Annotated in this window: 27 protein-coding genes, 2 tRNA genes and 2 pseudogenes; 14 read left to right on the top strand and 17 right to left on the bottom strand. The window is 70.8% G+C overall.

All coding sequences use genetic code 11. The features are described from left to right. Positions 1–83 precede the first annotated feature (83 nt). On the top strand, positions 84–809 hold the full coding sequence (locus ABD211_RS03775) for an RICIN domain-containing protein (RefSeq protein WP_344126221.1): 726 nt from the start codon (positions 84–86) through the stop codon (positions 807–809). Positions 810–899: 90 nt separating this feature from the next. On the opposite strand, the gene ABD211_RS03770 is transcribed toward ABD211_RS03775, so the two are convergent. Next, on the bottom strand, positions 900–2,660 hold the full coding sequence (locus ABD211_RS03770; protein WP_344126219.1) for a carboxypeptidase regulatory-like domain-containing protein: 1,761 nt from the start codon (positions 2,658–2,660) through the stop codon (positions 900–902). 189 nt (positions 2,661–2,849) lie between these two features. Between ABD211_RS03770 and ABD211_RS03765 the strand changes: the two genes are divergently transcribed. The 5 genes from ABD211_RS03765 to amcA all read left to right on the top strand — a co-directional run bounded on the left by ABD211_RS03765 (position 2,850) and on the right by amcA (position 7,566). Continuing rightward, positions 2,850–3,218 (top strand): sterol carrier family protein, encoded by a 369-nt coding sequence (locus ABD211_RS03765; RefSeq protein ID WP_425560338.1) that lies wholly within the window; start codon positions 2,850–2,852, stop codon positions 3,216–3,218. Between the two features lie 170 nt (positions 3,219–3,388). After that, positions 3,389–4,945, top strand: a complete 1,557-nt coding sequence (gene purF, locus ABD211_RS03760; protein ID WP_344126217.1) for an amidophosphoribosyltransferase — start codon at positions 3,389–3,391, stop codon at positions 4,943–4,945. A gap of 40 nt (positions 4,946–4,985) precedes the next feature. Then, positions 4,986–6,137 carry a phosphoribosylformylglycinamidine cyclo-ligase gene (purM, locus tag ABD211_RS03755; RefSeq protein ID WP_344126215.1) on the top strand — a complete coding sequence of 384 codons (1,152 nt, stop codon included), beginning with the start codon at positions 4,986–4,988 and terminating at the stop codon, positions 6,135–6,137. Positions 6,138–6,299: 162 nt separating this feature from the next. After that, positions 6,300–7,391 (top strand): cyclophane-forming radical SAM peptide maturase AmcB, encoded by a 1,092-nt coding sequence (gene amcB, locus ABD211_RS03750; protein WP_344126367.1) that lies wholly within the window; start codon positions 6,300–6,302, stop codon positions 7,389–7,391. Then, positions 7,375–7,566 (top strand): multiple cyclophane-containing RiPP AmcA, encoded by a 192-nt coding sequence (gene amcA, locus ABD211_RS03745; protein ID WP_344126213.1) that lies wholly within the window; start codon positions 7,375–7,377, stop codon positions 7,564–7,566. Before amcB ends, amcA begins: the two co-directional genes overlap by 17 nt. Positions 7,567–7,708: 142 nt before the next feature. Here amcA and ABD211_RS03740 read toward each other — a convergent pair whose 3' ends face one another. After that, positions 7,709–7,915 (bottom strand): DUF3073 domain-containing protein, encoded by a 207-nt coding sequence (locus ABD211_RS03740; RefSeq protein ID WP_344126211.1) that lies wholly within the window; start codon positions 7,913–7,915, stop codon positions 7,709–7,711. Between the two features lie 239 nt (positions 7,916–8,154). Between ABD211_RS03740 and ABD211_RS03735 the strand changes: the two genes are divergently transcribed. Beyond that, positions 8,155–8,994, top strand: a complete 840-nt coding sequence (locus ABD211_RS03735) for a DUF8083 family protein (protein ID WP_344126209.1) — start codon at positions 8,155–8,157, stop codon at positions 8,992–8,994. A gap of 165 nt (positions 8,995–9,159) precedes the next feature. Beyond that, a complete protein-coding gene (locus ABD211_RS03730) occupies positions 9,160–9,369 on the top strand; it encodes a BldC family transcriptional regulator (RefSeq protein WP_344078983.1) in 210 nt (69 codons plus the stop codon). 106 nt (positions 9,370–9,475) lie between these two features. Here the strand turns inward: ABD211_RS03730 and ABD211_RS03725 are convergent, their stop codons facing one another. Next, positions 9,476–9,850, bottom strand: a complete 375-nt coding sequence (locus ABD211_RS03725) for a PPOX class F420-dependent oxidoreductase (protein ID WP_344126207.1) — start codon at positions 9,848–9,850, stop codon at positions 9,476–9,478. Between the two features lie 55 nt (positions 9,851–9,905). Here ABD211_RS03725 and ABD211_RS03720 point away from each other — a divergent pair, with 55 nt between their 5' ends. Beyond that, positions 9,906–10,448 (top strand): RNA 2'-phosphotransferase, encoded by a 543-nt coding sequence (locus ABD211_RS03720; RefSeq protein ID WP_344126205.1) that lies wholly within the window; start codon positions 9,906–9,908, stop codon positions 10,446–10,448. A 30-nt stretch (positions 10,449–10,478) separates the two neighbouring features. On the opposite strand, the gene ABD211_RS03715 is transcribed toward ABD211_RS03720, so the two are convergent. The 3 genes from ABD211_RS03715 to ABD211_RS03705 form a co-directional block, all read right to left on the bottom strand. Continuing rightward, a complete protein-coding gene (locus ABD211_RS03715) occupies positions 10,479–11,156 on the bottom strand; it encodes an acyl-CoA-like ligand-binding transcription factor (RefSeq protein ID WP_344126203.1) in 678 nt (225 codons plus the stop codon). 114 nt (positions 11,157–11,270) lie between these two features. Next, positions 11,271–11,507 carry a hypothetical protein gene (locus tag ABD211_RS03710; protein ID WP_344126201.1) on the bottom strand — a complete coding sequence of 79 codons (237 nt, stop codon included), beginning with the start codon at positions 11,505–11,507 and terminating at the stop codon, positions 11,271–11,273. 179 nt (positions 11,508–11,686) lie between these two features. After that, positions 11,687–13,015: an ABC transporter substrate-binding protein gene (locus ABD211_RS03705; protein WP_344126199.1), complete on the bottom strand. Its 1,329-nt coding sequence runs from the start codon at positions 13,013–13,015 to the stop codon at positions 11,687–11,689. Between the two features lie 120 nt (positions 13,016–13,135). On the opposite strand from ABD211_RS03705, the gene ABD211_RS03700 reads away from it, so the two are divergent. The 3 genes from ABD211_RS03700 to ABD211_RS03690 all read left to right on the top strand — a co-directional run bounded on the left by ABD211_RS03700 (position 13,136) and on the right by ABD211_RS03690 (position 14,472). Continuing rightward, a complete protein-coding gene (locus tag ABD211_RS03700; protein WP_344126197.1) occupies positions 13,136–13,537 on the top strand; it encodes a PaaI family thioesterase in 402 nt (133 codons plus the stop codon). A gap of 50 nt (positions 13,538–13,587) precedes the next feature. After that, positions 13,588–13,977, top strand: coding sequence for a hypothetical protein (locus ABD211_RS03695; RefSeq protein WP_344126195.1), 390 nt, complete (start codon positions 13,588–13,590; stop codon positions 13,975–13,977). 192 nt (positions 13,978–14,169) lie between these two features. Beyond that, a complete protein-coding gene (locus tag ABD211_RS03690) occupies positions 14,170–14,472 on the top strand; it encodes a hypothetical protein (RefSeq protein WP_344126194.1) in 303 nt (100 codons plus the stop codon). Positions 14,473–14,821: 349 nt separating this feature from the next. On the opposite strand, the gene ABD211_RS03685 is transcribed toward ABD211_RS03690, so the two are convergent. The 6 genes from ABD211_RS03685 to ABD211_RS03660 all read right to left on the bottom strand — a co-directional run bounded on the left by ABD211_RS03685 (position 14,822) and on the right by ABD211_RS03660 (position 18,985). After that, positions 14,822–15,382 (bottom strand): Uma2 family endonuclease, encoded by a 561-nt coding sequence (locus tag ABD211_RS03685; protein ID WP_344126193.1) that lies wholly within the window; start codon positions 15,380–15,382, stop codon positions 14,822–14,824. Positions 15,383–15,642: 260 nt separating this feature from the next. Next, positions 15,643–15,716: transfer RNA gene (locus tag ABD211_RS03680), tRNA-Asp, on the bottom strand. A 33-nt stretch (positions 15,717–15,749) separates the two neighbouring features. After that, positions 15,750–15,822: transfer RNA gene (locus ABD211_RS03675), tRNA-Glu, on the bottom strand. 111 nt (positions 15,823–15,933) lie between these two features. Beyond that, entirely contained in the window at positions 15,934–16,755 is an 822-nt protein-coding gene (locus ABD211_RS03670; protein WP_344126192.1) for a polysaccharide deacetylase family protein, read from the bottom strand. Positions 16,756–16,919: 164 nt separating this feature from the next. Beyond that, complete coding sequence (idi, locus tag ABD211_RS03665) at positions 16,920–17,477, bottom strand: isopentenyl-diphosphate Delta-isomerase (RefSeq protein ID WP_344126191.1); 558 nt, start codon at positions 17,475–17,477, stop codon at positions 16,920–16,922. Continuing rightward, positions 17,474–18,985: a phytoene desaturase family protein gene (locus tag ABD211_RS03660; protein ID WP_344126190.1), complete on the bottom strand. Its 1,512-nt coding sequence runs from the start codon at positions 18,983–18,985 to the stop codon at positions 17,474–17,476. The genes idi and ABD211_RS03660 overlap by 4 nt, the downstream gene beginning before the upstream one ends. A 148-nt stretch (positions 18,986–19,133) precedes the next feature. Between ABD211_RS03660 and ABD211_RS03655 the strand changes: the two genes are divergently transcribed. Then, entirely contained in the window at positions 19,134–20,426 is a 1,293-nt protein-coding gene (locus tag ABD211_RS03655; protein WP_344126189.1) for a cryptochrome/photolyase family protein, read from the top strand. A gap of 51 nt (positions 20,427–20,477) precedes the next feature. After that, positions 20,478–21,248, top strand: a complete 771-nt coding sequence (locus tag ABD211_RS03650) for a hypothetical protein (protein ID WP_344126187.1) — start codon at positions 20,478–20,480, stop codon at positions 21,246–21,248. 81 nt (positions 21,249–21,329) lie between these two features. On the opposite strand, the gene ABD211_RS03645 is transcribed toward ABD211_RS03650, so the two are convergent. From ABD211_RS03645 to ABD211_RS03625, 5 genes and pseudogenes are all read right to left on the bottom strand, one after another. After that, positions 21,330–21,602 carry a DUF4031 domain-containing protein gene (locus ABD211_RS03645; protein WP_344126185.1) on the bottom strand — a complete coding sequence of 91 codons (273 nt, stop codon included), beginning with the start codon at positions 21,600–21,602 and terminating at the stop codon, positions 21,330–21,332. A gap of 23 nt (positions 21,603–21,625) precedes the next feature. After that, positions 21,626–21,805: pseudogene (locus ABD211_RS03640) on the bottom strand (Clp protease N-terminal domain-containing protein); the annotation flags it as partial. Positions 21,806–22,030: 225 nt separating this feature from the next. Next, positions 22,031–22,210: pseudogene (locus ABD211_RS03635) on the bottom strand (Clp protease N-terminal domain-containing protein); the annotation flags it as partial. Further along, on the bottom strand, positions 22,210–22,446 hold the full coding sequence (locus ABD211_RS03630; protein WP_344126183.1) for a helix-turn-helix domain-containing protein: 237 nt from the start codon (positions 22,444–22,446) through the stop codon (positions 22,210–22,212). The gene ABD211_RS03630 and the pseudogene ABD211_RS03635, both read right to left, overlap by 1 nt. A 107-nt stretch (positions 22,447–22,553) precedes the next feature. Then, a partial coding sequence (locus tag ABD211_RS03625) for a cellulose binding domain-containing protein (RefSeq protein WP_344126181.1) occupies positions 22,554–23,132 on the bottom strand: 579 nt, incomplete at its 5' end.

The following is a 23,132-nucleotide window of genomic DNA, read 5'->3' as shown; positions in this document are numbered from 1 at the left end:
CACGCTTTCACCGCACCCTTCACACATTCCCCCGATCTCGGCCGATGCGCCGAACGGTTGATGTCTTGAGAGGGGGCACGACCGTGAACAGACCACGTACGGCCGTCCTCGTACTGGCAGTGGCCTCGGCGCTCGTCGTCCCGGGCACCGCGCACGCGGACGTGGCCATCGCGATGGAACGGAACTACCGCAGCGGCCTGTGCGTCGGCCCGGCCGGTGGCAGCCCCGACAACAACGCGCGGATCGTGCAGTACTACTGCGACGCGCACCCGACCCGGTTCTGGCGCTACACCACGTCGAACGACAACAACGACGTGTTCTGGCTCGTCAACGACGGGACCGGCAAGTGCCTCACGCCGGCCGGCGGCAGCAGCGAGCAATCCACCGAGGTCGTCCAGTTCGAGTGCGACGATGACCCGTCCCGCCGGTGGACCCGGCACTGGATCGCGGACAACCGGTATCAACTGGTGAACTCCGACAGCGGCCTGTGCCTGAGCACTGACGGCGAGAGCATGCGTCTCAACGGCCGTATCGTGCTCTACCGCTGCGACGACCATCTGTCCCGGCAGTGGGTCCGCTACGCCGACAACGACCCGGACGCCGGAAACAACGGCGGCCAGGGCGGCAACGGCGACCAGGGCAACGGGGACCAGCCCGACAACGGCGACCAGGGCAACGGCGACTGGGGCGACAACGGCGACCCGGGCGACGGTTGGCACGACGATCAGGGCGATGTGCCCGATGGCGACCACGGGGACGACAACGGCGACCAGGGCGACGATCGCGACGTCGGCCTGGTTCCGGGCTGACGGTCCGGCGATTCCCGGCGCGTAGGACCGTCAGAACGGCGAAGCCGGCACGACGTGATCGTCGTGCCGGCTTCGGATGTTCCTACCGGGTCAGTCCTCGAGCCAGTCGAGGCGCCGGTCGCCCTGCGGCGGCCGGGAGCCGTGCCGCGGCTGGTTGCCGCCGTACTGGTCGTAGCCGTAGTCGTTGGGCTGCTGCTGCGCCGGAGGCTGCTGCGTCGGGTAGTCGTAGCCGCCCTGCTGGCCGTAGGCGTCGCCGCCGCGGTAGCCCTGCTGGCCACCGGCGTAGCTGTCCTGGCCACCGGGGTACCGGCTGTAGGCCGAGTCGTCGCCGTAGCTCGGCTCGGGCGTGGTGGGCTGCTGCGGGGCCTGGTAGCCGCCGTAACCGCCGCCCTGGTCGTAGCCGCCGCCGGACGAGGGCCGCGCGGCCGGGGAGCCGTAACCGCCGCCGCTGTAGCCGCCGGCCGGCGAGTATTCGCCGGTCGGGGCGCCACCGGACTGGTCGCCGTAGCCGGGTCGGCCGTAGCCGCCGGCGGGGGCGCCGTAGCCGGGCTGCTGAGGGCCGCCCTGGCCGTAGCCCTGCTGGGACTGCGGGTAGCCGCCCGGGGCCTGGGCGCCGTAGCCGCCCTGGCCACCCTGCGCCGGGCGGACCGGCGAGGCGTACGGGTCGTTCTGGTCGGTGGGCACGCGGCCGTGCATCATGGTCGGCGCGTCGGCCAGGCCGGGCCCGGGCGCGCCCATGGGCGAGCGCGGCATGTCGGCCAGCGGCGACCGGGTGATCATCGTGGCGTCGTTGCGGGCGCCCACCGGCTCGGGCCGGCGCATCACGGAGGTCGGCTCGGCCGCGTTGGCGCGCCGTGGGCCGCCCGGGCCGGGGCGCGGGTTGCCGACGCGCGGCGGCGGGCCGCCGGGACGACCGCCGCGCGGCTTGATCGCGGTGCCGTCGTGCTCCTCTTCCGCGTCGTCGCCCTTGCGGCGCATGAACAGCAGGACGATCGCGCCGATGCCGAGCAGCACGAGCACGCCACCGATGGCGATGAGGACCCAGGACAGGCCGCCACCCTCGTCGTTGCCGGGCGCGCTGGCGTTCGAGATGTCACCCGCGCCGGGCTCAGCGCTGGCCTCGTCGGACGGCAGCGGGTTGTCGGTCGCCGCGATAGAGGGAGTCGCTGTCGACGGCGGACCCTCCATCGTCATCTGGACGGTGACCGCCTGACCGGCCACACCCGTGGGCCCCTTCGTCCCCTGCTCCCAGCCGCTCTTCTCGGCCAGCAGCGACAGGATGCCGGGCAGGATGGGCTTGTCGGTGGTGGAGGTGAAGGAGAAGCGACCCTTGCTGTCGGTCGCGGTCTCCCACGTCGTCTGTGCCGAATCCTGCAGATAGACCTTGGCTCCGGAGACCGGCTCACCAGTCGTCTTGTTCGTGATGGTGCCGGACACCTTGGGAACCGACGGAACCTGGTCAGGACCGGTGATAGTGAGGTCCACGGTCTGCGACGTCGACTCACCGGCCACCGAGGCGGTGATCTCGATCTGGCCGCTCTTCGTCTGGCCGGGACTGAGGTTGCCGGCCTTGATCGTGGCGACGAAGTTGCCCGACGTGGAGCCGTTGGCGATCGCCTGCGTGAAGCTGCACTTGCCGCTGCAGGTCGCGCCGTCCGGCGTCTTGACCTTGATGGTCACCGACTGCGAGTCGGTCGGCGCGTTGTTGTTATTCGTGACCGTGTACGTCAGAGTGGCGGTCTCACCGGACCGCAGTGACGCGTTCGAGAAGTTCACGATGTTGATGGCCGGCTCCATCGGATCAGCGAGGGCCGGTGAGGCGGAGCCGAGCAGGGCGGCGGCAGCGGCCACCGCCATAATGCTGGCGCGGATGATCCACGCTTGTCGGTGCGTATTCACACCTACCGCCCCTCCCGATCTTCGGCCGCGCACGACCCGCTCCCCAAAAGAGCACCGCAGGCAACTATGCCCTGTCCGGTCACCCTCCCGCGACCCAGACCTGCCGCCGGTGACCCACGACTCGGGTCGTATCGTCCCGACGTGTCCGAACGTCAGGTCAATTGGGCCGCCGTGCCCGCCGTACTCGCAGATCTTGAGGTTGACCGGGAACCGGTGCGCGACGTCCTCCGTGATGCGGTCCGTGCCTTGTTGTGGGGCCTGTCCCGGCAGGCGCCCGGCCGTTCGGTGGAGTTGCGGGTTCCTCCTTATGGCGCGATTCAGTGCGTCGAGGGTCCGCGGCATACGCGCGGCACGCCGCCCAATGTCATTGAGACCGATCCGATCACTTTTGTGAAATTAGCCACCGGCATTCTCAGCTGGGCGGACGCGGTCGCGGAGAACAAGGTCATCAAGAGCGGTATCCGGGCTGACCTGAGCGGGTATCTCCCGTGTTGGCCAGAGAAACCCTAAAAATGCGGTGAGTACGGGGCGGAACAACACGCTCGGCGCTTGACCGACTACCCAAAGCACAGGGATGATGGCGGTCCGTTATCCACGCAGGCTCGCGTAGACTGATGCGCACAACGGGGGTGACCCCGATGGATGACCCCCAACGCCCCATGTGACGAGGAGCGGCAAAGGTGCCCCGAGGCGACGGCAAGCTGAGCCATGACCTCGATCCACTCAGGCCAGGCCCGCAGGATGCCTGTGGGGTCTTCGGCGTGTGGGCCCCCGGCGAAGAGGTCGCCAAGCTGACCTACTTCGGGCTCTACGCCCTGCAGCACCGGGGCCAGGAGGCCGCCGGCATCGCCGTCTCCGACGGCCGGTCGGTCGTCGTCTACAAGGACCTCGGCCTCGTGTCCCAGGTCTTCGACGAGGCCACCCTGTCCAGCCTGCGCGGCCACATCGCGATCGGTCACACGCGCTACTCCACGACCGGCGCCTCGACCTGGGAGAACGCCCAGCCGACGCTGCGCGCCACGCCCGTCGGCGGGTCGGACAGCCGCGGCGGCACCACGATCGCGCTGGCCCACAACGGCAACCTGGTGAACACGGCCGAGTTGTTCCGCCGCGCGGCGGGCCTCGACCTCGACCCGGGCGCCACCTCCGACACCGGCCTCGTGACCAGCCTGCTGGCCGCCCAGCCCGACGTCTCCGTCGAGCAGGCCGCACTGGAGATCCTGCCCACGGTCCGCGGCGCGTTCAGCTTCGTCTTCATGGACGAGGAGACGCTGTACGCGGCACGCGACGCGCAGGGCGTGCGCCCGCTCGTCCTCGGCCGCCTGGAGCGCGGCTGGGTCGTCGCGAGCGAGACGGCGGCGCTGGACACGGTCGGCGCGAGCTTCGTGCGCGAGGTCGAGCCGGGCGAGCTCATCGCGATCGACGAGCACGGGCTGCGGTCGAGCCGCTGGGCCACGCCCGAGCCCAAGGGCTGCCTTTTCGAGTACGTGTACCTGGCGCGTCCCGACACGACGATCGCCGGCCGCAACGTCTACTCGGCGCGCGTCCAGGTGGGCCGCACGCTGTCCAAGGAGCACCCGGCCGAGGCCGACCTGGTGATCGGCGTGCCCGAGTCGGGCATCCCCGCCGCCATCGGCTACGCCGAGGCCTCCGGCATCCCGTACAGCGCCGGTCTGACGAAGAACGCGTACGTGGGCCGCACCTTCATCCAGCCCAGCCAGACCATCCGTCAGCTGGGCATCCGGCTCAAGCTCAACCCGCTGCGGGACGTGATCCGGGGCAAGCGGATCGTCGTCGTCGACGACTCGATCGTGCGCGGCAACACCCAGCGCGCCCAGGTGCGGATGCTGCGCGAGGCGGGCGCGATCGAGGTGCACGTGCGCATCTCGTCCCCGCCGGTGAAGTGGCCGTGCTTCTACGGCATCGACTTCGCCACCCGCGCGGAGCTGCTGGCCAATGGTCTCGACGTGGAGGGCATCCGCCGGTCCATCGGCGCCGACTCGCTCGGCTACGTCTCGCTCGACGGTCTGATCGCGGCCACCGAGCAGCCCAAGTCCCGGCTCTGCCGGGCCTGTTTCGACGGTGTCTACCCGATCCCGCTGCCCGATGACGATCTCATCGGGAAGCACCTGCTGGAGACCGTTCCGCGGCGCTCCGCGGACACCGGCGCGGTCTCTCTGGCGGACGGCCCGTTGGCCGCCAGCCCGGGCGGCGAGGGCGCGCTTCTGCGCCCCTGAGACTCACTCAAGGTCCACAACGCACCACAAGGGGAGTACCGTGACGCACGTGACTGAGCGCTCGGACGCCGGCAACGCAGCCGGTCGCGCCGCTGGCAATGGCCGTCGGGGCCATGACGGCGACGGCAACCGTCGTCCCCGGACGGTGACGTACGCCGAGGCAGGCGTGTCCATCCACGCCGGCGAGCAGGCGGTGGAGCTGCTCAAGTCGAAGGTGCACCGCACGATGCGCCCCGAGGTGCTCGGCGACATCGGCGGCTTCGCGGGCCTGTTCCGCCTGGACACTAAGAAGTACCAGAACCCGATCCTGGCCTCGTCGACCGACGGCGTCGGCACGAAGCTCGTGATCGCCCAGGCGCTCGACATCCACGACACGGTCGGCATCGACCTGGTCGCGATGGTCGTGGACGACCTGGTGGCGTGCGGCGCCGAGCCGCTGTTCCTGCTCGACTACATCGCCTGCGGCGAGGTCGTGCCGGAGAAGGTCGCCGAGATCGGCGCCGGCATCGCCGACGGCTGCCGGTACGCGGGCTGCGCCCTGCTGGGCGGCGAGACGGCCGAGCACCCGGGTGTGCTCCGCCCGGATGAGTACGACCTGAGCGCCACGGGCGTCGGCGTCGTGGAGGAGGACCAGATCCTCGGCCGCGACCGCGTCGAGGTCGGCGACGTCGTCATCGCCATGGGCTCCTCCGGCCTGCACTCGAACGGCTACTCGCTGGTCCGGCACGTGCTGCTCGGCATGGCCCGGCTGCGCCTGGACACGGTCGTCGAGGAGTTCGGCCACCAGCGCACGCTCGGCGAGGAGCTGCTCACCCCCACCAAGATCTACGCCCGGGACTGCCTGGACCTCATCAAGGAGACCGAGGTCCGCGCGCTGGCCCACATCACCGGCGGCGGCATCGCGGGCAACCTGGTCCGGGTCCTGCCGGACAACGTCGACGCGATCGTCGACCGCGCCACCTGGCGCCCGCAGCCCATCTTCGACCTCGTGCAGACGCGCGGCCGCATCGACCAGGCCGAGATGGAGACCACGTTCAACATGGGCGTGGGCATGATGACGATCGTCTCCGCCGCCGACCACGAGCGGGCCCTCGCGTTCCTGCGCGGGCGCGGCCTTGAGGCGTGGGCTGTCGGCGAGGTGGTCGAGGGCACCGGCGAGGTGCAAATGATCGGATCTCACACTCGCGGCTGACCGTCCGGCGATTTGGCCGGGTGAGGGACTTATCCGATTCGCATGCAGGGCTTAGCCTGAAACGACACGCCCCCAGTCCGCCGCGTTGTCGGCGCAGCGTCGCGCTCTCCGCGCCCGGACTCTGGTTGCGGGGAGGGGTCCGTGTCGCAGGAGTGGAGCGGCATGCGCGGCATCGCCGCGGTCCCTGGTTACGTGGTCATGCAGCCCACCACGCTTTGTAACCTCGACTGTTCCTACTGTTATCTGCCTTTGCGGGCGCAGCGGCGTCCGATGAGCGTGGCGGTCGCCGAAGCGGTGGCCGCCACGGTCAATCTCTGGGCCCGCGACAACGACCGCTTCTCGGTCGTCTGGCACGGTGGCGAGCCGCTCGCCGCCGGCCGGGAGCAGCTCGCCCGGCTGATGGCGCCCTTCGCGGGCGTCGAGCATCACGTGCAGACGAACGCCACGCTCATCGACGACGCGTGGTGTGAGTTCTTCGGCGATCACGAGATGCGGGTGAGCGTGAGCCTGGACGGGCCGGAGGCGCGTAACGGCGACCGCGTCGACCGGGCTGGCCAACCGGCGTACCAGAAAATCATGAAGGGCATCGAAGCGCTTCGCCGGCACGGGCTGCCGTTCTCGGCGCTCGCGGTGGTGACCGACCCGCGGCCCGGCATGGCCGCGGAGCTCTACGCGTACTTCCTTGAGCTCGGGTGCGACGTGCTCGGCGTCAACATCGAGGAGCGCGAGGGGGTCAACCACCGGCCGAACGCGCACGGCTCGGACGAGGTCCGGGCGTTCTGGGCGGAGCTGGTCGGGGCGTGGCGGCGCGCGCCCCGCATCCATGTCCGCGAGATCGAGTGGACCCTGCGGTACGCGGCAGCGGAGCTGAACGGCACCGCCGACGCGATCCTGCCGCGGGAGCTCGACCCGATCCCCACGGTGGCCTACGACGGGTCCGTGGTGCTGCTCTCACCCGAGCTGGCGGGCTTCCACGACGCCCGGTTCGGCGACTTCACCTCGGGGAACGTGCTCCAACAGCCACTTGACGAGATCATTGCCGGCGCCGCCACGGGCACCCCGTGGATCGCCGACTTCGTCACGGGTGTCGAGGCGTGCCGCTCGACGTGCCCGTACTTCGGGTTCTGCGGCGGGGCGCACGCCGCGAACCGGTATTTCGAGCTGGGCGGCTTCACAGGGACCGAAACGGACCACTGCCGCAACAGCAAGATCCGACTACTGGAGGGGATACTTGATCATGTCGGAACACGGTGAGTCGGTACGACATCGGGTCCGCGGCGCGGCAGCGGGCCTCGCGGAGCTGATCGCGGAGGCCGATGTGGCGCGGCGGCAGCGGACCGAAGCGGGCACAGGCGACAGCGCCGTATGTGCCTGGAACCACTTCGAGAACATTCCGACGTTCTACAACTGGAACAATCGGCCGCGTTAGGTCACGAAGCGGTCGGATATCCGACGCGGGTGGCCGGAGAACCGGCCCCCCGCGCGGGGCATCCGTGATGTGTCAGCGACGCCGCGAACATAAGCACGCGGCGCGCCGCGTGCTTATTCGGGGAAGTCGGACCCGGCTCGGGTCAGCGCCGTCGGGCGGCCCAGTCGCCGGTGTCGTCAGCGCCGTCGTCCTGGTCGACGTTGTCGCGCACCGAGTCGTCGAAATCATCGTCGACCTGGTGGCTGCCGCCCAGCTCACGCTGAAGTGCGGCGAGGTCGGTGTTCGGGGAGTGGTACTTCAACTCCCGGGCCACCTTCGTCTGCTTGGCCTTAGCACGGCCGCGCCCCATGGCTCGACCCCCTCGCACAGAAATTGCGGGGCAGCCCGAAGGCGAGCCCCGACGACGTCAGGCATCTCTCGTGGGTCATACGGTACATGGCCGGGCCGGCGTTTGACACCTCGCCCTGGCCGCGCCGCGAGGGATAGGTGATCGTGTTTCGCCTCCCATCCAGTGTCCGCCCCCGCGGGGGCCTACCGGAAGAGCGCGCGTGGTGGTCACCACGACGCGTTCCGTGGGACGATCGCGCAGTGCCGCAACTCTTCGCCGCATACCTGCGGGTGTACGAGCCGTTGAGCGCTTTCGACCGCCAACAGCAGCAGTACTGGCGGCGGTACGTGCGTGACGGCCGGGTCGTCACACCGGACGACGGTCCGGGCCGCCAGCGCACCTCGGTCCTGGAGGCGCTGGGCGCCGGCTGGACGCGCCTGAACGACATCCCCGACGAGGCGTACGTGCTGGAGGGTGACGACACTCTCCTCGTCTGCCCGTGGAACTTGCGGGTCCGGGTGGCTGAGGCGGCGCTGAACGCGCGCGACGGCGTCCCGGCCGTCCTGGCGGACGCGTTCGTCCCGCCGGCGCTCGCCGGCCTGGCGCAGAAGATCGTCTCGGACTGGCGCTCCGGCGCCCGGGTCCTGGAGCACGGCACCCCCCGCCAGCACGAGCAGATCTCGACGTGGAGCGTGCCGCTCCGGTGGTTTGTCCTCATAGATAGCGAAGAAAGAGAATTTTCGCTCGAATCAGGCCATAAGGTCCTGCGCTACCGGACAGAAATTTCCAAAGCCCGCCGGCGGGCCCACCGCGCCCTGTCTGTCCTGCGGCGCAGTGTCGGTGACGTGCCGATCTCCGAGGCGGTCGAGGAGAGCACCCGGTGGTTGGAGGAGTTTCATCCGCGTTCGGTCGTGGAACTCGACTACGGCGGGCTTACGGCTATTTTGTCGGATAAAGCGTTAGCTGAAGATGACTCACCTTCGCTCGTCGCGACGGGCCTCCAAGCGCTCTCGCGAGGCGACGGCGACGCCGCTACCAGCGCATATGAGGAACTGGTCGAGCGGTGGCGCGCCATTCAGTTGCTAGAGCGTTGCAACTGACTTGTGACCTCAAATCCGGATAAATCGCTCAATCATCATCCTTCTGTGTGGGGCGGTTCAACCGTTCGGCCCATGTCGGACATCGGGGACTAGCCGGACGATGGGATTCGCGTCGGCCGGTGGGACCCCGGTCGCCGTTTGAAAGCACATGTGGAGGAGTAACCGATGGCATCCCGTACGCACGAGCCTGAGCCGCTGCTCACACCGGCCGAGGTCGCGTCGATGTTCCGTGTCGACCCCAAGACCGTGACTCGGTGGGCCAAGGCCGGCAAGTTGAGCGCGATCCGCACGCTCGGCGGCCACCGACGCTACCGCGAGTCGGAGGTCCGCGCCCTGCTCCAGGGCCAGATCCCCCAGCAGCGCGCCGGCGAGTAGGCACGTCGGTCCGACCACGCCAGGCCCCGCGCGCCGACCCGCGAGGAAGCGCCCGGGCCTCTTCTTCACGGCCCCGTGGGAGCGATCCCACGGGGCCGCTGACGTCTCACGGACCGGTGATCCGGATCCCGATCGTCGAGTCCCTGCCCTTGAACAGCTCGCTGGACCCGACGATCAGCCACCCCTGCAGCCGGTACTTGCGCTTGATCAGCCGCCGCACCCGCGCGCTGGCGTCGGTGTCGAGCAGCTCGGCGACGCCCTCGACCGCCTCGCCGGTCGGCTCGCCCCGCATCGTGCACGGCGCGACCAGCACCTTCGACGTGTGCCGCAGCCGCTTCACCTTCGCGGTCCGCACCGGCGTCCAGACGTAGATCGCCTCCTCGTCGCGGGCCACCCACAACGGGGTCGCGACCGGCGTCCCGTCGCGCCGGAACGTCGTCAGCGAGACGTAGGACTCCGCGCCCATCTCCAGCAGCGTCATGCCGCACAGAATATGGGTGGGCCCTGAGGGTCGGCCGTCGCTACCGTGAGTTGAAATGACAGACAACAACCAGATCCGCCTCAGCCGCCGGCTGAGCTACGTTCTCCGGCACGACCCCGCCAGTGTGGGGCTGACCCTCGACGCCCAGGGCTGGGTCCGCGTCGACGCCCTGCTCAAGGCCGTCCGCATCACCCGCGCCCAGCTGGACACGGTCGTGGCCAACGACAACAAGCAGCGGTACCGCGTCCGCGTCGCCACCGACGGCATCGCGTGGATCCGGGCGAGCCAGGGCCACTCCGTCCCCGTCGACCTGGGTCTGGACCCGGCCGACCCGCCCGCCGAACTGTTCCACGGCACCCCGCGCCGCAACGTGGCCGCCATCTTCGCCGACGGTCTCCGCCCTGGCCAGCGCCACCACGTCCACCTCTCGCCAGACGTAGCCACCGCCCACGCGGTCGGCCGCCGCCGCGGCGACGAGGTCGTCCTCCGCGTGGACGCCGCGGCCCTCTCGGCCACCGGCGCCCTCTTCTACCGCAGCGACAACGGCGTCTGGCTGACCGACCACGTCCCGCCCACCTACCTCACCCAGCTTTCCTAGTTTCCGGCGGCAAAGGTCGACTTCTGGCGGTTATCGGTGCCCCTGAATGGTGCGGAAGTCGACTTCTGCCCAGGAGGTACGGGCGGGGAGGCCTGACAGGAGGGCGGCGAAGGCTTCGCGGCGGATGTCGCGGAGTTGGCGGGTGCCGTGGGTGGCCGCCCAGAGGGTGATCGAGGCGTCCCAGGCCGCGGCCGTGGCGCCCGCCACCACGAGGGGGTAGAGGTCGTCGCGGGGGTCCAGGCCCGTGCGTTCGGCGACGAACTCCACCACGACCAGGCGCAGCTGATGGATCAGATCCAGGTACCGGCTGGTCATCGTGGGCAGGCGGCGCATCAGGTCGAGGCGGGCGAGGATCTGCTCCTCCTCGTCGCCGTCGAAGAAGTCGACCAGGTCGGACACCGCGCGGATGGACTCGATCGGGTCCTCGTCGGCGGGCCGGGCGGCGAGCTCGGTGCGCAGCCGGCTGAGCCGGTCGGTGACCACATCCCCGAACAGCACGTGCTGCTTGGACGAGAAGTACCGGAAGAACGTGCGCACGGCGACGTCGGCCGCCTCGGCGATGTCCTCGACGGTCGTCTGCTCGTAGCCCTGCTCGGCGAAGAGGCGGAGCGCCGCCTGTTCCAGAGCCTGACGAGTCTCCTGCTTCCTGCGCTCGCGCCGGTTGGGCGCGAGCGCGGCCCTGGTCGGGATCTCGTCAGCCGTGACCACGGCTTCATGGTGGCATGGCCGCATGTGGCATCAGCTGACAACTGGCACTCTGTGACCCGTCAGACACCAGCGGCCGGCACCTGGGACGGTGCCGGCCGCTGGTTCAAAGATTCGCTACGCCGGGGGCAGGCCGCCGTCGCCGTCGATGATCTGGTCGGGGTTGGCATCCTGGTTGAGGTCCACGATGGTCGTGTCAACCGTGCCGTCGCCCGTGTGGTCGAACTGGTACACATCCGCGACGCCGTCACCGTCCGTGTCGATCGCCCACAGGTCAGCCTTGCCGTCGTTGTTCGTGTCCGCGGCGATCAGCTCGATGCGCTCGTCGCCCCGCGTCTCCGCGGTCTCGCTCATGCCGTCGCCTCCGCTGCGCTCCGGCGCCCGCATGAGTTTTCACTGAGCTGATGATTCGCTCGCTGGCGCTCGCTCATGGGAACTGTCCTCTCGTGCCGATCTGACGTCGTGCTCACGGTAGGGCCATGGCGCATCGCGTGCCAGCCCCGCCGTTGGCCGGTACCCGTCAGACGGTCCCGCTAACCACGCACCGTGATGCCGGCGGCCGCGATGTCCTTGATGGCGTCGGCGGACTCCTCGAAACCCACCAGCAGTACGGCGTCCGCGCGAAACTCCTTGACCTGCGCGCCGAGCCCGGAGAACGACGGCTTGTCCACGTTGTAGCGGAAGCTCTTCACGTCGGCGACGCCGGCCAGGTGCAGGCTCGAGGTCACGCCCTCGTCGAGCCCCTGCCCGTACGCGTCGTCGCGGGCGACGATGAACACGCGCCGCGCGCCGTCGCGCATGAGGATGTCCGTGAGCGCCTTCGCCTGCAGGCCGTCGGCCGGGGCGGTGCGGAAGTACAGGCCGTTGTCGGCGGCGGTGGTCAGCGACGCGGCCGTGTTGCACGGCGAGAAGAGGATGACGCCGGCCTGCACGGCCAGCGGCAGGACCGCCGTGCTGATGCCCGAGGCGCCCGCGCCGATGATGACGTGCGCGCCCTCGTCGATGAGGCGCTGCGTGGTCTTCTTCGCCACCGCCTCGGACGTGCCGTCGTCGCCCGGGATCCACTTCACCGGGGAGTCGAGGATGCCGCCGGCCGCGTTCACGTCGAGGATGCCCAGCTCCGCGCCCGCGAACATGGGCGGGCCCATGAGCGCCAGCGAGCCGGTCTGCGGCAGCAGGCCGCCGATGACCAGCTGGCCCGGCTTGCGGTCGCCCGGCTTCGGCGCCGCCTTGGTGCTCGCGCCCGCCACGTCGCCGGCCGGCACGTACTCGGTGCGCCCGTCCTCAATGGTGTTGTTCTTGCCGAAGTACAGGGTGCCGTAGCTGCCGGCGGCGGGCTCGCCCGCGTCGGTGAAGCCCGCGAGCTGCGAGACGCCGCGATAGGCGATGTCGCGTCCCTGGTGGATCAGGTTGAGGCACTGGGCCGGGGACTCGCACCGGCTGCCGCCGCTGGTCACGGCGTTTATCTGGGCGGCCACGGCGGCCGGCTCCGTCGTGCCGGCGACCTCGGCGGCGAGCGCGCTGATGACGACGGCGTCGTACGACTCGCCGGCGTAGTTGTAGTCGCGCAGCTTCGGGTCGACCTCGCGGAGTTTGGCGACGAAGTCGACGCCGAGCGGGGTGAGCGGCGTCGTGCCGGTCATGCCGTTGATCGCGCCGGGCGCGTCCTTGAACAGATCACCGAACGTGTTCGACATGTTGCCGTCGGTGCCGTAGTAGCGGACCTGTCCCGTCGGGTTGGCCGTCGTGCTGTCGCCGCCGTCGCCACAGCCGGCGGCGAGCACCGCAGGGACCGCGAGAAGTGCGAGGGCGCGCACGATCCGCTGTCGTCCGGTGACCCGACGTATCACCGTGGCCTGCATGGACAGCGTAAACATTGGGGTCCCCTCCGGCCTTGCACTCATTACCGACGGGCACGATAACTGATCTGCCGCTCAGGCGCCGCACGCGCGTGTTTCGCGGGGATCACGTAGCCTTCGCGCATGGCGGAGAGCGACGGCCCGCTCGCGGAGCGGATGGGCATAGAGATCATCGAGGCGGGTCCGGACCGCGTGGTCGGCCGGATGCCCGTCGTGGGCAACACCCAGCCGTACGGGCTGCTGCACGGCGGCGCGTCCTGCGTGCTCGCGGAGACCCTCGGGTCGATCGGCGCCGCCCTGCACGCGATCGAGCTGTTCGGCGGCATCGCGGTCGGCGTGGACATCTCCGCCACCCACCACCGCGCGGTCCGCGCCGGCGTCGTCACCGGCGTCGCCACCCCGCTGCACCGGGGCGGCACGATCGCCACCTACGAGATCGTGATCACCGACGAACGGGACCGGCGCGTGTGCACGGCCCGCCTCACCTGCGCCGTACGCCGCGCGGCTCCCGCTTCCGAGCGATGATCCGGCAGTTCTCCGCCGCACGGTTGACTCGGCCCAATACGCTGCGTCCCGTGGTGAGCATTCCTCCGGAGGTGTACGGCGACGCGGCCGCTGTCCTGGATTCGGCGCTGATCGGCGATCGCGACGGCGTGGTCCACGCCTTCGACGAGGCCGTCGACAAGCGCGGGGTCCGGGGCGCCTACGACGTGGCCGTCTGTTTGGCCGCCACGCTCGTGGGTGAGGGGACTCCCCAGTCGTTCGCCGCCTTGGAGTTCCCGAACATCGACGACGCCGGGTACGACATGCGTTGGGTCGCGCGCTTCGTGAGCGCCTGCGCCAACGCCGACGACTCGACCGGTGAGGCGCTGTTCAGCGCCGCCCTTGTCGACGGGCAGCTCTCCGAATGCCTGCTCACCCTCGCCGGCTCCACGATCGCGACCATCAAGCACCGCGCGGGCTGACGCTCCCGTTTGCGTTGACGGGTCCGTCCGTCGCCGTCGTGGAGATGCCGAGCGGGCTGTGCCGTTGCGCCAGATGTGCACATGTGGCGAGGCGAAGACCCCCGTGGCTCGCCAGAAGCTCACATGTGGCGAGGCGAAGACCCCTACGGCTCGCCAGATGTGCGCATGTGGCGGAGAGGGCATACTCGCCGGGTGGCGAGCCTTCTTGAGTCCGGAACCGTGACGTTGGAACTCCGCGACGGCGTCCCCGTGATCACTCTTGCGGTCGAGGTCCCCGCCGAGGACCTGACGGGTGAGTGGTCCGTGCTGAACCGGCTGATGATGCTGGTGGTGGACGGGCCGGGCGACGCCGGGTTCCTGTGCCGCCGACTCGGCCCCGAGGGCGATCTCGCTCCGGCCGGCTGGGACGAGGCTTTCGACCGGGCCGCGGGCGCCCACGTGGTCTTCGGCACAACCCCTGACGCCCCCACCCTCTTCGCCCGCACCGCCGACTGACCCCATGGTGGCGGCCAAGCCGCCGAGGGCGACCCCGTGGCAATCAAGGCGCGTCGCCCCCGCCAAAGGATGCTTCCTTTGGCGGCGCCGCCGCCGGGTCATCCCGCCAAGGGCGACCCATCGGCGAATAGTTACCCGCGCAGGCTCATCCAGGGGCGCACAAAGCGAAAACCCCTGCCCGTGAGGGTCAGGGGGTTTCGTCAGCCCGGCGAGGAGCTGGTGCCCAGGGGCGGGGTCGAACCGCCGACCTTCCGCTTTCAGATCCGGCAAGGCGTCGAGGCCGACCCGCGCGCGTCCTGACGAGCGGGTCGGGCTGGTCGCAGGGGTCTGCCGTTGTACGGATCCGTTGCTACACCGGGCGCAGCAGTGAACGTGTGTCGATCATGAATGGGAACGGCTTCTGGGAAGACAGCGTCTCGCCCGTCTTGGCGGTCTGATCTTCCACGTAGTGGGCGCCGTTCAAGCGATTGAGCCGGAGCGTGAGGTCATCTGGCGAGTCCTGTTGGACAAGCAGGTACCACGGGATCCTCGCCGCCGCGTACAACTGCATCTTGACGACCCGGTCCGCACCGGCATTGCCCGGCGAGACCACTTCGCCCACCAAGGGGACGTGTGCCGCGTCGATCACCACGAAATCGTCGTCCGTGTCCACGACGGCCAGGTCGGGGATGACCAGCCGATCAGTTCCCAGTCGCACGTTGATCGCTTCGTAAACGAGCAGCCCTGCTGCCGAGGCTCCCGCGTCCAGCTCATTTGCCAACCGGCGGGACAAGCGCTGATGACGAGAGTTCGGCGCTGGGCTCACCAGCAGGCTCCCATCGATCAACTCAATGCGGTTCGACGTCTCACCCAGGGCAAGGAAGTCGGCTTCGTGCCAGGGGCCGACGTGTTCGATCGCCGCAACGCTCATCCCGGAACACCTCCCAAGGCTCCGACTCAGTGTCGCATGCCGAAGATGGGCGGGCGTGGTGCCTTGAAGCCGCCAGCGCGCGGACTCGGTGATCTCGATCGTCCGCTGTCGTAAGCCGGTCGCTGTTACATAACGATCTTCAAGGCGGACGGTGACTACACAAACCCCCGACCTGCATTGCTGCCTGGTCNACCGCCGACCTTCCGCTTTTCAGGCGGACGCTCGTACCAACTGAGCTACCTGGGCTCGAATTGCTAGAGCGGTCCTGACGGGACTTGAACCCGCGACCTCCGCCTTGACAGGGCGGCGAGCACTCCAACTGCTCCACAGGACCTGGTCAGGTGCCATCATGCCATGGCTAACCCGGTGCCCCCAACGGGATTCGAACCCGTGCTACCGCCTTGAAAGGGCGGCGTCCTGGGCCGCTAGACGATGAGGGCGGCCTCGCAATCATTGCACATGTGCAATGGATGCGGTGTGCTCCCATCCGGCCCCGCCGGAGGCCTGGCAAGCATACGTGAGCCCGCCCGTGGACTCCAAACCGGGGGAGGTCACGGAAGGGGTACGAGCTTGAACCGGGCCTTCAGCCAGGGCAGGAGGGTCCGGTATGCCGAGATCGTCTCGGGTGAGCTGAGGTCGTGGGAGAGCACGATGGCGCCCGGGTGGATCTGGCGCTTGACCGCCGCGATGATGTGCCTGGTCATCGCGGTGCCGTGGCCGTACCGGACGTTGTCCCAGTCGGACGGGTCCACGGACCAGTAGATCGACTTCATCCCGAGCGACGCGGCGATGTTGACCAGGCGCTTGGTGAAGTTGCCGCCGGGCGCCCGGAAGTACCCGATCCTGGCGCCGGGCACGGCGGCGAGGATGGCGTCGTTGGTCTTCTTGAGGTCGGCGCGGATGGCGGCGTCGGAGTGCCTGTACCCGCCGCCGGGCTTCTTGGCGGCCAGGTCGAGCGCGTGGTCCCAGGTGTGGTTGCACAGCGCGTGCCCGTCGGCCACGATCCGGCGCACCAGGTCGGGGTGCTTCTTGGCGCGGTAGCCCAGCAGGCAGAACGTCGCCTTGACGTGCTCCTTCTTGAGCAACGCGAGCAACGCCGGGGTGTACTTCACGTCCGGCCCGTCGTCGAAGGTCAGCGCGACGTCCTTGCTGCCGGTGCGCTCCAGCGACCCGCCCGGCCCAGGCCCTTTGGGTGGCGGCACCGGCTTCACGGGCGGTGCCGTGGACGGCTCGGGCGCGGGGGTCGGCGCCGGGGTGGTCCGCGGCGCCAGGGGTACGGCGATGGGCGCCGGGTGCGCGGCACCGGGCGAGGACGCGTTCGCGCCGACGAACGCGTAGCGGGTGATGGCGCAGCCGACCACAACCACGAGCACGACAAAGAGTGCTGTGGCGCGTGGGCCGCCGGGGTTGCGGACCAACGGGACTCCCGAGGGGTGGCGGGGCGCCGTCGAGGGGTGACGGCGTCCTACGGGAGGGACGCCATCACGCTAGCCGCGAGATCGCCCGAAGGCGAGGGCCGGCATGACTTTTGACACACTCACGAGAGATCGAGGACCACGGAGAGTACGCCATGCAGCCACGGGGCGTACGCGTCCGGCGCGGCGACGATCTCCTCGCGCAGCGCCGAAGCGGCCACCCACCGCAGCTCCGCCACCTCCGCCGAGTCGGGCGCCACGGCCAACTCCGCGCTGACCAGCCCGACCAGCACGTGGTCGTACTCGTGCTCGACCCGGTCGGTCCCCGGATCCTCCGCCCGGTACAGGTACACCCCGACCTCGCTGAGCGGCACGTCCGAAATGCCCAGCTCCTCGGCGAGCCGGCGCGCGGCCGCGAGCGCCACGGGCTCGCCGGGCGCCGGATGCCCGCAGCAGGAGTTCGCCCACCGCAACGGGAACCGCGTCTTGCCCGCCGCCCGGCGCTGCAGCAGGGTCCGCCCGTCGGCGGTGAGCAGCAGCACGGAGAACGCCCGGTGCAGCGCGCCCGGCTGCCGGTGCGCGACGTCGACGGTGGCCCGCCCGTGTGCCTCCCCCTCGGGGGTCACGAGCTCCACCAGTTCCAGCTCCCGCGCCGCGTGCAGAGCCTCGACAGGCCTCACGGACGCGCGCCGGTGATGCGCGCCGCCGCGTGTCGTCCGGACATCAGCACCATCGGCACACCCACTCCCGGTCTCGTCCCCGAACCCACAAAGACTATGTTCGACGCCTCCACGCGCGGACCGGAGCCCCGCCTCCCGCCCGAAGGGTGGCCGTCGGGGCCCCGCCCGCCGGTCGAGGTGCGGCGCAGCGGCCGGTGTCCGGGCGAGGCCCAGTCGGCGGGCGTGACGACGTGCGCGAGGTCGATGTGCTGCCCGAGGTCGAGGTAGCCGCGCGCCTCCAGGGTGGCGATCAGCTCCCCGGCGTAGCGCTGGGCGAGCCCGGTCCGCCACCGCGCCGCCGCGGCCGCGTCGGCCTCGGACGGCGCCGGCACCATGATCTGGTAGATCTCGCGGTCCCGCGGCGCCAGCTCGGGATCGGTCCGGGTCGGGTTGGCCACGAGCAGCACGGGGTCGCGCATCGGCCGCCGGTGCCGCGCCACGTCCGCGAGCGGCTCCCGCCACCCCCGCCCGAAGTGCAGGTTGTGGTGCGCGATCCGCCCGTAGCGCTGCCGCGACCCGAGGTGCACGAGCACGCATGAGCTGCTCGCCCGCCCAGACCCGCCGGCGGGTGCGGCCGGTCGCAGCTCACCGTCGGACTCCGCGAGTACGGGCGGGAGCACCACCACGTCCGCGGGGATCCGTTCCCCCTCGACCGTGTGGACGGCCCGCGCCCGGCCCGCGTGGGTCTCCAGGCGCGCGGCCGCGGTGTCGTACCGGATGGTCACGCCGTGTTTCTGGGCGGCGCCGGCAAGCGCGGCGGGCATGGCGTGCACCCCGCCCCGGGGAAAGAACACCTTGCCGCACGGGTCGAGGAACGGCAGCGCCGTGAACAGCGCGGGCGCCTGGTGCGGGGCGACCCCGGCGAGCAGCGACTGGACGGCGAACAGCCGCCGGCAGCGCGGGTCGGTGAAGAACTGCCCGATCCGGTGCTCGAGCCCGTGCCGCACGCCCCCGGCGGCGAGCCGCAGCGCCTCCCCGAGCAGCGCGGGCCGCAGCAGCTCGGCGGGCGAGGACGGGCTGCGGTCGCGCAGCCGCCGGCGCAGCGTGCCCCACACGTTCTCGGCGTACGCGGCGTAGTTGAGGTAGGCGCGCGCCTCCCGGCCCCCGCAGACGCGGCGGACCTCATCGGCCATGCGGTCGCGGTCGGGGATGACGTCGAGGGTGGACCCGTCGGGGAAGTGGGCCCGCACGGTCGGGTCGAGCGGCACGAGGTCGAGCCAGTCGGCGAGGTTCTCCCCGACGGCCGCGAACGTCTCGGCGAGGATCTCGGGCGCGGTGATGGCGCTGGGCCCGGTGTCGAACTCGAACCCGCCGATCGACAGCCGCCCCGCGAGGCCGCCCGGTCGACCCGTACTCTCCAGGACCACGACCTGGCGGCCCGCGGCGGCGAGGTGGATCGCGCACGCCAGCCCACCCAGGCCCGCTCCGATGATCACGATCCGGTCGGTGCGTCCACGCATCCCCTGCATCCCGCGCCCCCTCCGGCGGTGACCACAACACAAGGGCACCCAGGCCGATAGATCGCAGCTTCCTCCGAAGAAATGCACTTCTCCGGAAGGTTGCGACTAGCGTCGGCGGCTGGTGCCCGCTTCACACAACGCCGCGTAGCCTGTTCAGGTGCGCACAGCGATCGCGCTGCTCACGCGCGACCTGCGGGTGCGCGACAACCCCGCACTGGCCCTGGCCTGCGCCGATGCGGAGCGCGTTGTGCCCCTTTTTGTCCGGGATCCGACGGTTCCGGCGGGCGCCAACCGGTGGCGGTTCCTCGACGGGTGCCTCGCTGACCTGCGCGATTCGCTGCGCGCCCGGGGCGGCGACCTGATCATCCGGCGCGGGGACCCGGTGGCGCAGGCCCTGCGTCTGGCGGGCGAGGTGGGCGCCACGAAGATCACGATCGCCGGGGACGTCAGCGGGTTCGCCCGGCGCCGCGAGCGCCGACTCGCCGAGGAATGTGAAACACACCGCGTCGCGCTCGTCGTCACCCCTGGGGTGACAGTCATCCCGCCCGGCGCGCTGACCCCGTCGGGCGGCGGCGCGTCCTACCGCGTCTTCACCCCCTACTGGCGCGCCTGGTCGGCGGCCACCTGGCGCGACCCGTCGCCGACCCCGCGCCGGATCACCCTGCCGCCCGGCCTGGACCCGGGCGACCTGCCGCCACCGCCACCGTCCGCCGGACGCGGCGCCGTGGGCGGCGAGGCCGCGGCGCGCCGCACGCTGCGCGCCTTCCTGCCCCACCTCCCGGAGTACGCCGACGAGCACGACATCCCCGCGTCCCCCGGCACGTCGCGCCTGAGCCCGTACCTGCGGTTCGGTTGCCTGTCGCCGCGCGAGCTGGCCGGGCTCGCGGGCGGGTCGGCGGAGTTCGTCCGGCAGCTGTGCTGGCGGGACTTCTTCTACCAGGTCGCGGCGGCGTTTCCGCGGATCAGGACCGAGCCGCTGCGGTCCGGCGGCGACGTCTGGCGGGTCGACGACGACGCGTTCGAGGCCTGGCGGGCAGGCCTCACCGGGGTGCCCATTGTGGATGCCGGGATGCGGCAGCTCGCCGCCGAGGGGTGGATGCACAACCGCGTCCGCATGATCACGGCATCGTTCCTGACGAAACACCTGGGCCTGGACTGGCGACGCGGCGCCGGCGTCTTCTTCGACCTGCTGCTCGACGGGGACGTGCCGAACAACTACGGCAACTGGCAGTGGGTGGCCGGCGTCGGCAACGACACCAAGCCCTACCGGCGGTTCAACCCGGTCCGCCAGGCGCACCGCTTCGACCCGTCCGGGGATTATGTGCGCCGGTATGTCCCGGAGCTGTCCGCCGTGGACGGAGGCGCCGTCCACGAGCCGTGGCGGCTGCCCGGCCTGCGCTATCCGGCGCCGCTGCGCGGCCCGTCCCCGGCGGCGTGGTTACCCGACTGACGCACCTGGGTATGGCTCCGGGTGACGAATCATCACACCCGGAGGTGCCCTGTGGTCAGGATCCCCACATTCGCCGGGCGTTCGGACGCCACGGCCACCAAGGACGAGAACGCTGACGGCGTGGTCGACGGTCGCGACGACGCGATCGCCGCCGAGCGCGCCGAGCAGATCGACGAGCGGGCCGAGCGCCGGCTGGTGCGCGGTCGCCGCGACGGCACGGCCGACGTGGCCGCGCCCGCTGTCACCGACACCCGCGAACCGCTGGTCAACGACCGCGCCACCGGCCGCGTGGTCGAGGCCCCGACCGGCCGGGTGACAGACGCCCCGACGGGCCGCGTGGTCGAGGCCCCGACCGGCCGGGTGACGGACGCCCCGACGGGCCGCGTCGTCACCGACCCGACGACGACCGGCCGGATCACCCCGGTGACGACGGCGCCCGTGGTGACCGAGCCCGACACCGCCGACACCGAGCCGGCGGCCGTGCCCAGGGGCCCGCGCCCGCGCGCGAGCCTGTCCGCGACGCTGGGGCTGCTGTTCGGCGTGGTCGCCGCGGCGACCGTGCTGACCGGCGTACTGGCCGATTTTGGTCTTGCTCTTGGCGTGCTGGGCGCGCTGTTCTCGGTGGGCGGCTTCTCCGCCACCACCCGCCGCCACGTCGCCGGCCGCTTCGACGCCATCCTCGGCTTCCTCCTGAGCCTGGCGGCCGTCGTCCTCGGCATCCTCGCGGTGACGGGCTCCCTGTCCTGGCTCTCCCTGGACACGGACACCATCCCCGCCTTCCACACCTGGCTCCACTCCCAGTGGTCCGCCCTCACGAACTGACCCGCCCCGCCTCCCCCGGCGGCACAAGTCGACTTCTGCACGTTATGGCGACGCTCATAACGTGCAGAAGTCGACTTTTGTCTATTGGAGGTGTTTGGGGCGGCGGAGGTTGGCCGCCGTCAGGCGGCGGACCAGGTCGCGGGACGGGGTCAGGGTGGCGCCCAGCCAGAGGGCCGACTGGAAGCGGGTGTCGGGGACGTCGTAGTGGTCGCGGTCGAAGGCTCGGCGGGGGGAGCCGAGGAGTTCCGCGAAGGCGTGGAGCTCGGCCAGGGAGACGTCGCTGACCAGGTGGGACCACAGGTGGGCGGCCGCGCGTCCGCGGCCGGGCCACCGGGGTAGGTCGATGAGGATCATGCGGCTTTCGGGGGGACGACGACGATCACGCGGTCGCGCAGCGCGCCAAGGTCGACGCCCCGCTCGACGAGGAGTTGAGCGCCCAGGCCCTCGCCCTCGCGGATGAGGCCCAGCAGGATGTGCTCCGTGCCGATGTAGCGGTGCCTGAGGCGCAGCGCCTCGCGCAGGGACAGTTCCAGCACCTTCTTGGCGCGCGGGCTGAAGGTGCCGCCCGACCGGCGCCGGCGCCGCCCCCACCGGGTCGGCTCCGGCTCCGTCGGTTGGTCGGGGTCGAGGCCGTCGAAGGTGCCGGGGCCGAACGTGGCGTCGATGCGGTCGCGGATCGTGGCGAGGTCGACGCCGATGTTGGCCAGGGCCTCGGCGTCCTCCGCGAACGTGGCGGTGGGGGCGCCGGGCGGCCGGTGGTAGCCGAGCTCGACGAGCCGGGCGCGGACCGCGTGGGCGGTCACGCCGACGTCGGCGAGCAGGGTCGCGGTCTGGCCCGCGTCGGGGTGGAGCAGGGCGAGCAGCACGTGCTCGGTGCCCGCGGTGCGGTGCCCCAGGTCGGCGGCCTCGTCCCGGGCGTGCTGGACGACCAGGCGGGCCGAGATGGTGAACCGTTCGAACATCACGCCTCCCGTGACTCGTCGGCCGGGGTGCGGCCGGCGTACTTCTTGTGGACGGCCTGTTTGGTGACGCCCAGCGCGTCCGCGATCTCCTGCCACGACCAGCCCTGTCGCCGGGCGTTGCCGACCTGCAGGAGCTCGAGGGCGTCGGCCAGGCGGCGCAGCGCGACCACGGCCCGCAGCCCGCCCCGGGCGTCGGGACCAGCGGCGGCGGTCGCCAGCTCGGTTGCCTCACTCATGCCGTCAACCTTAGTTGACAAAATGGGGGGCGTCAACCTATGTTGACAAACGGAAGGGGCCCGGCCGATAGGCCGGGCCCCTTCATCGAGAGGGATGCGCTACACCGTCACGGGCTGGTGCAGGTGAGGGTGGGGGTGCTGGGCGTGCCGCTGCCGAGGTACCCGAAGATCGCGGTACCGCCGGCCGGCAGCGAGCCGTTCCACGACAGGCTCTTCACCGTGTACGGGTTGCTGCCGCTCAGCGTGCCGTTCCACAGCTGGGTGATCGTCTGGCCGCTGATCGTCACGGTCCAGCCGTTGATGGCCGACGAGCCGGCCTTCACGGTGATCTCGCCCTGGTAGCCGCCGCCCCACGAGCTGGTCAGCTTGTACGTCGCCGAGCAGGCGCCCGAGACGGGCGGAGCCGAGGTGACCGGACCACGGGTGGTGACCGGAGCCGAGCTGACCGGACCACGGGTGGTCACCGGCGCGGAGGTGACGGGGCCACGGGTGGTCACCGGAGCCGACGTCACGGGGCCGCGCGTGGTGACCGGGGCCTGCGACGACGGGTTCGGCGCCGACTGGGCCAGGCTGTAGGCCAGGGCCGGCTGGAAGCTGCCGGCCTGGAACGAGCAGCCGTCCGCCTCGCCCGGCGGCTTGATCCACAGGTAGCCGTCGATGTTGGCGTTGCCCGTGTTCAGCGTCGG

The sequence above is a fragment of the Luedemannella flava genome, from assembly GCF_039528515.1.
Lineage (GTDB): Bacteria > Actinomycetota > Actinomycetes > Mycobacteriales > Micromonosporaceae > Luedemannella > Luedemannella flava.
The sequence above is the reverse complement of the archived record's forward strand: the minus strand, read 5'-3'. Positions and strand labels throughout refer to the sequence as shown.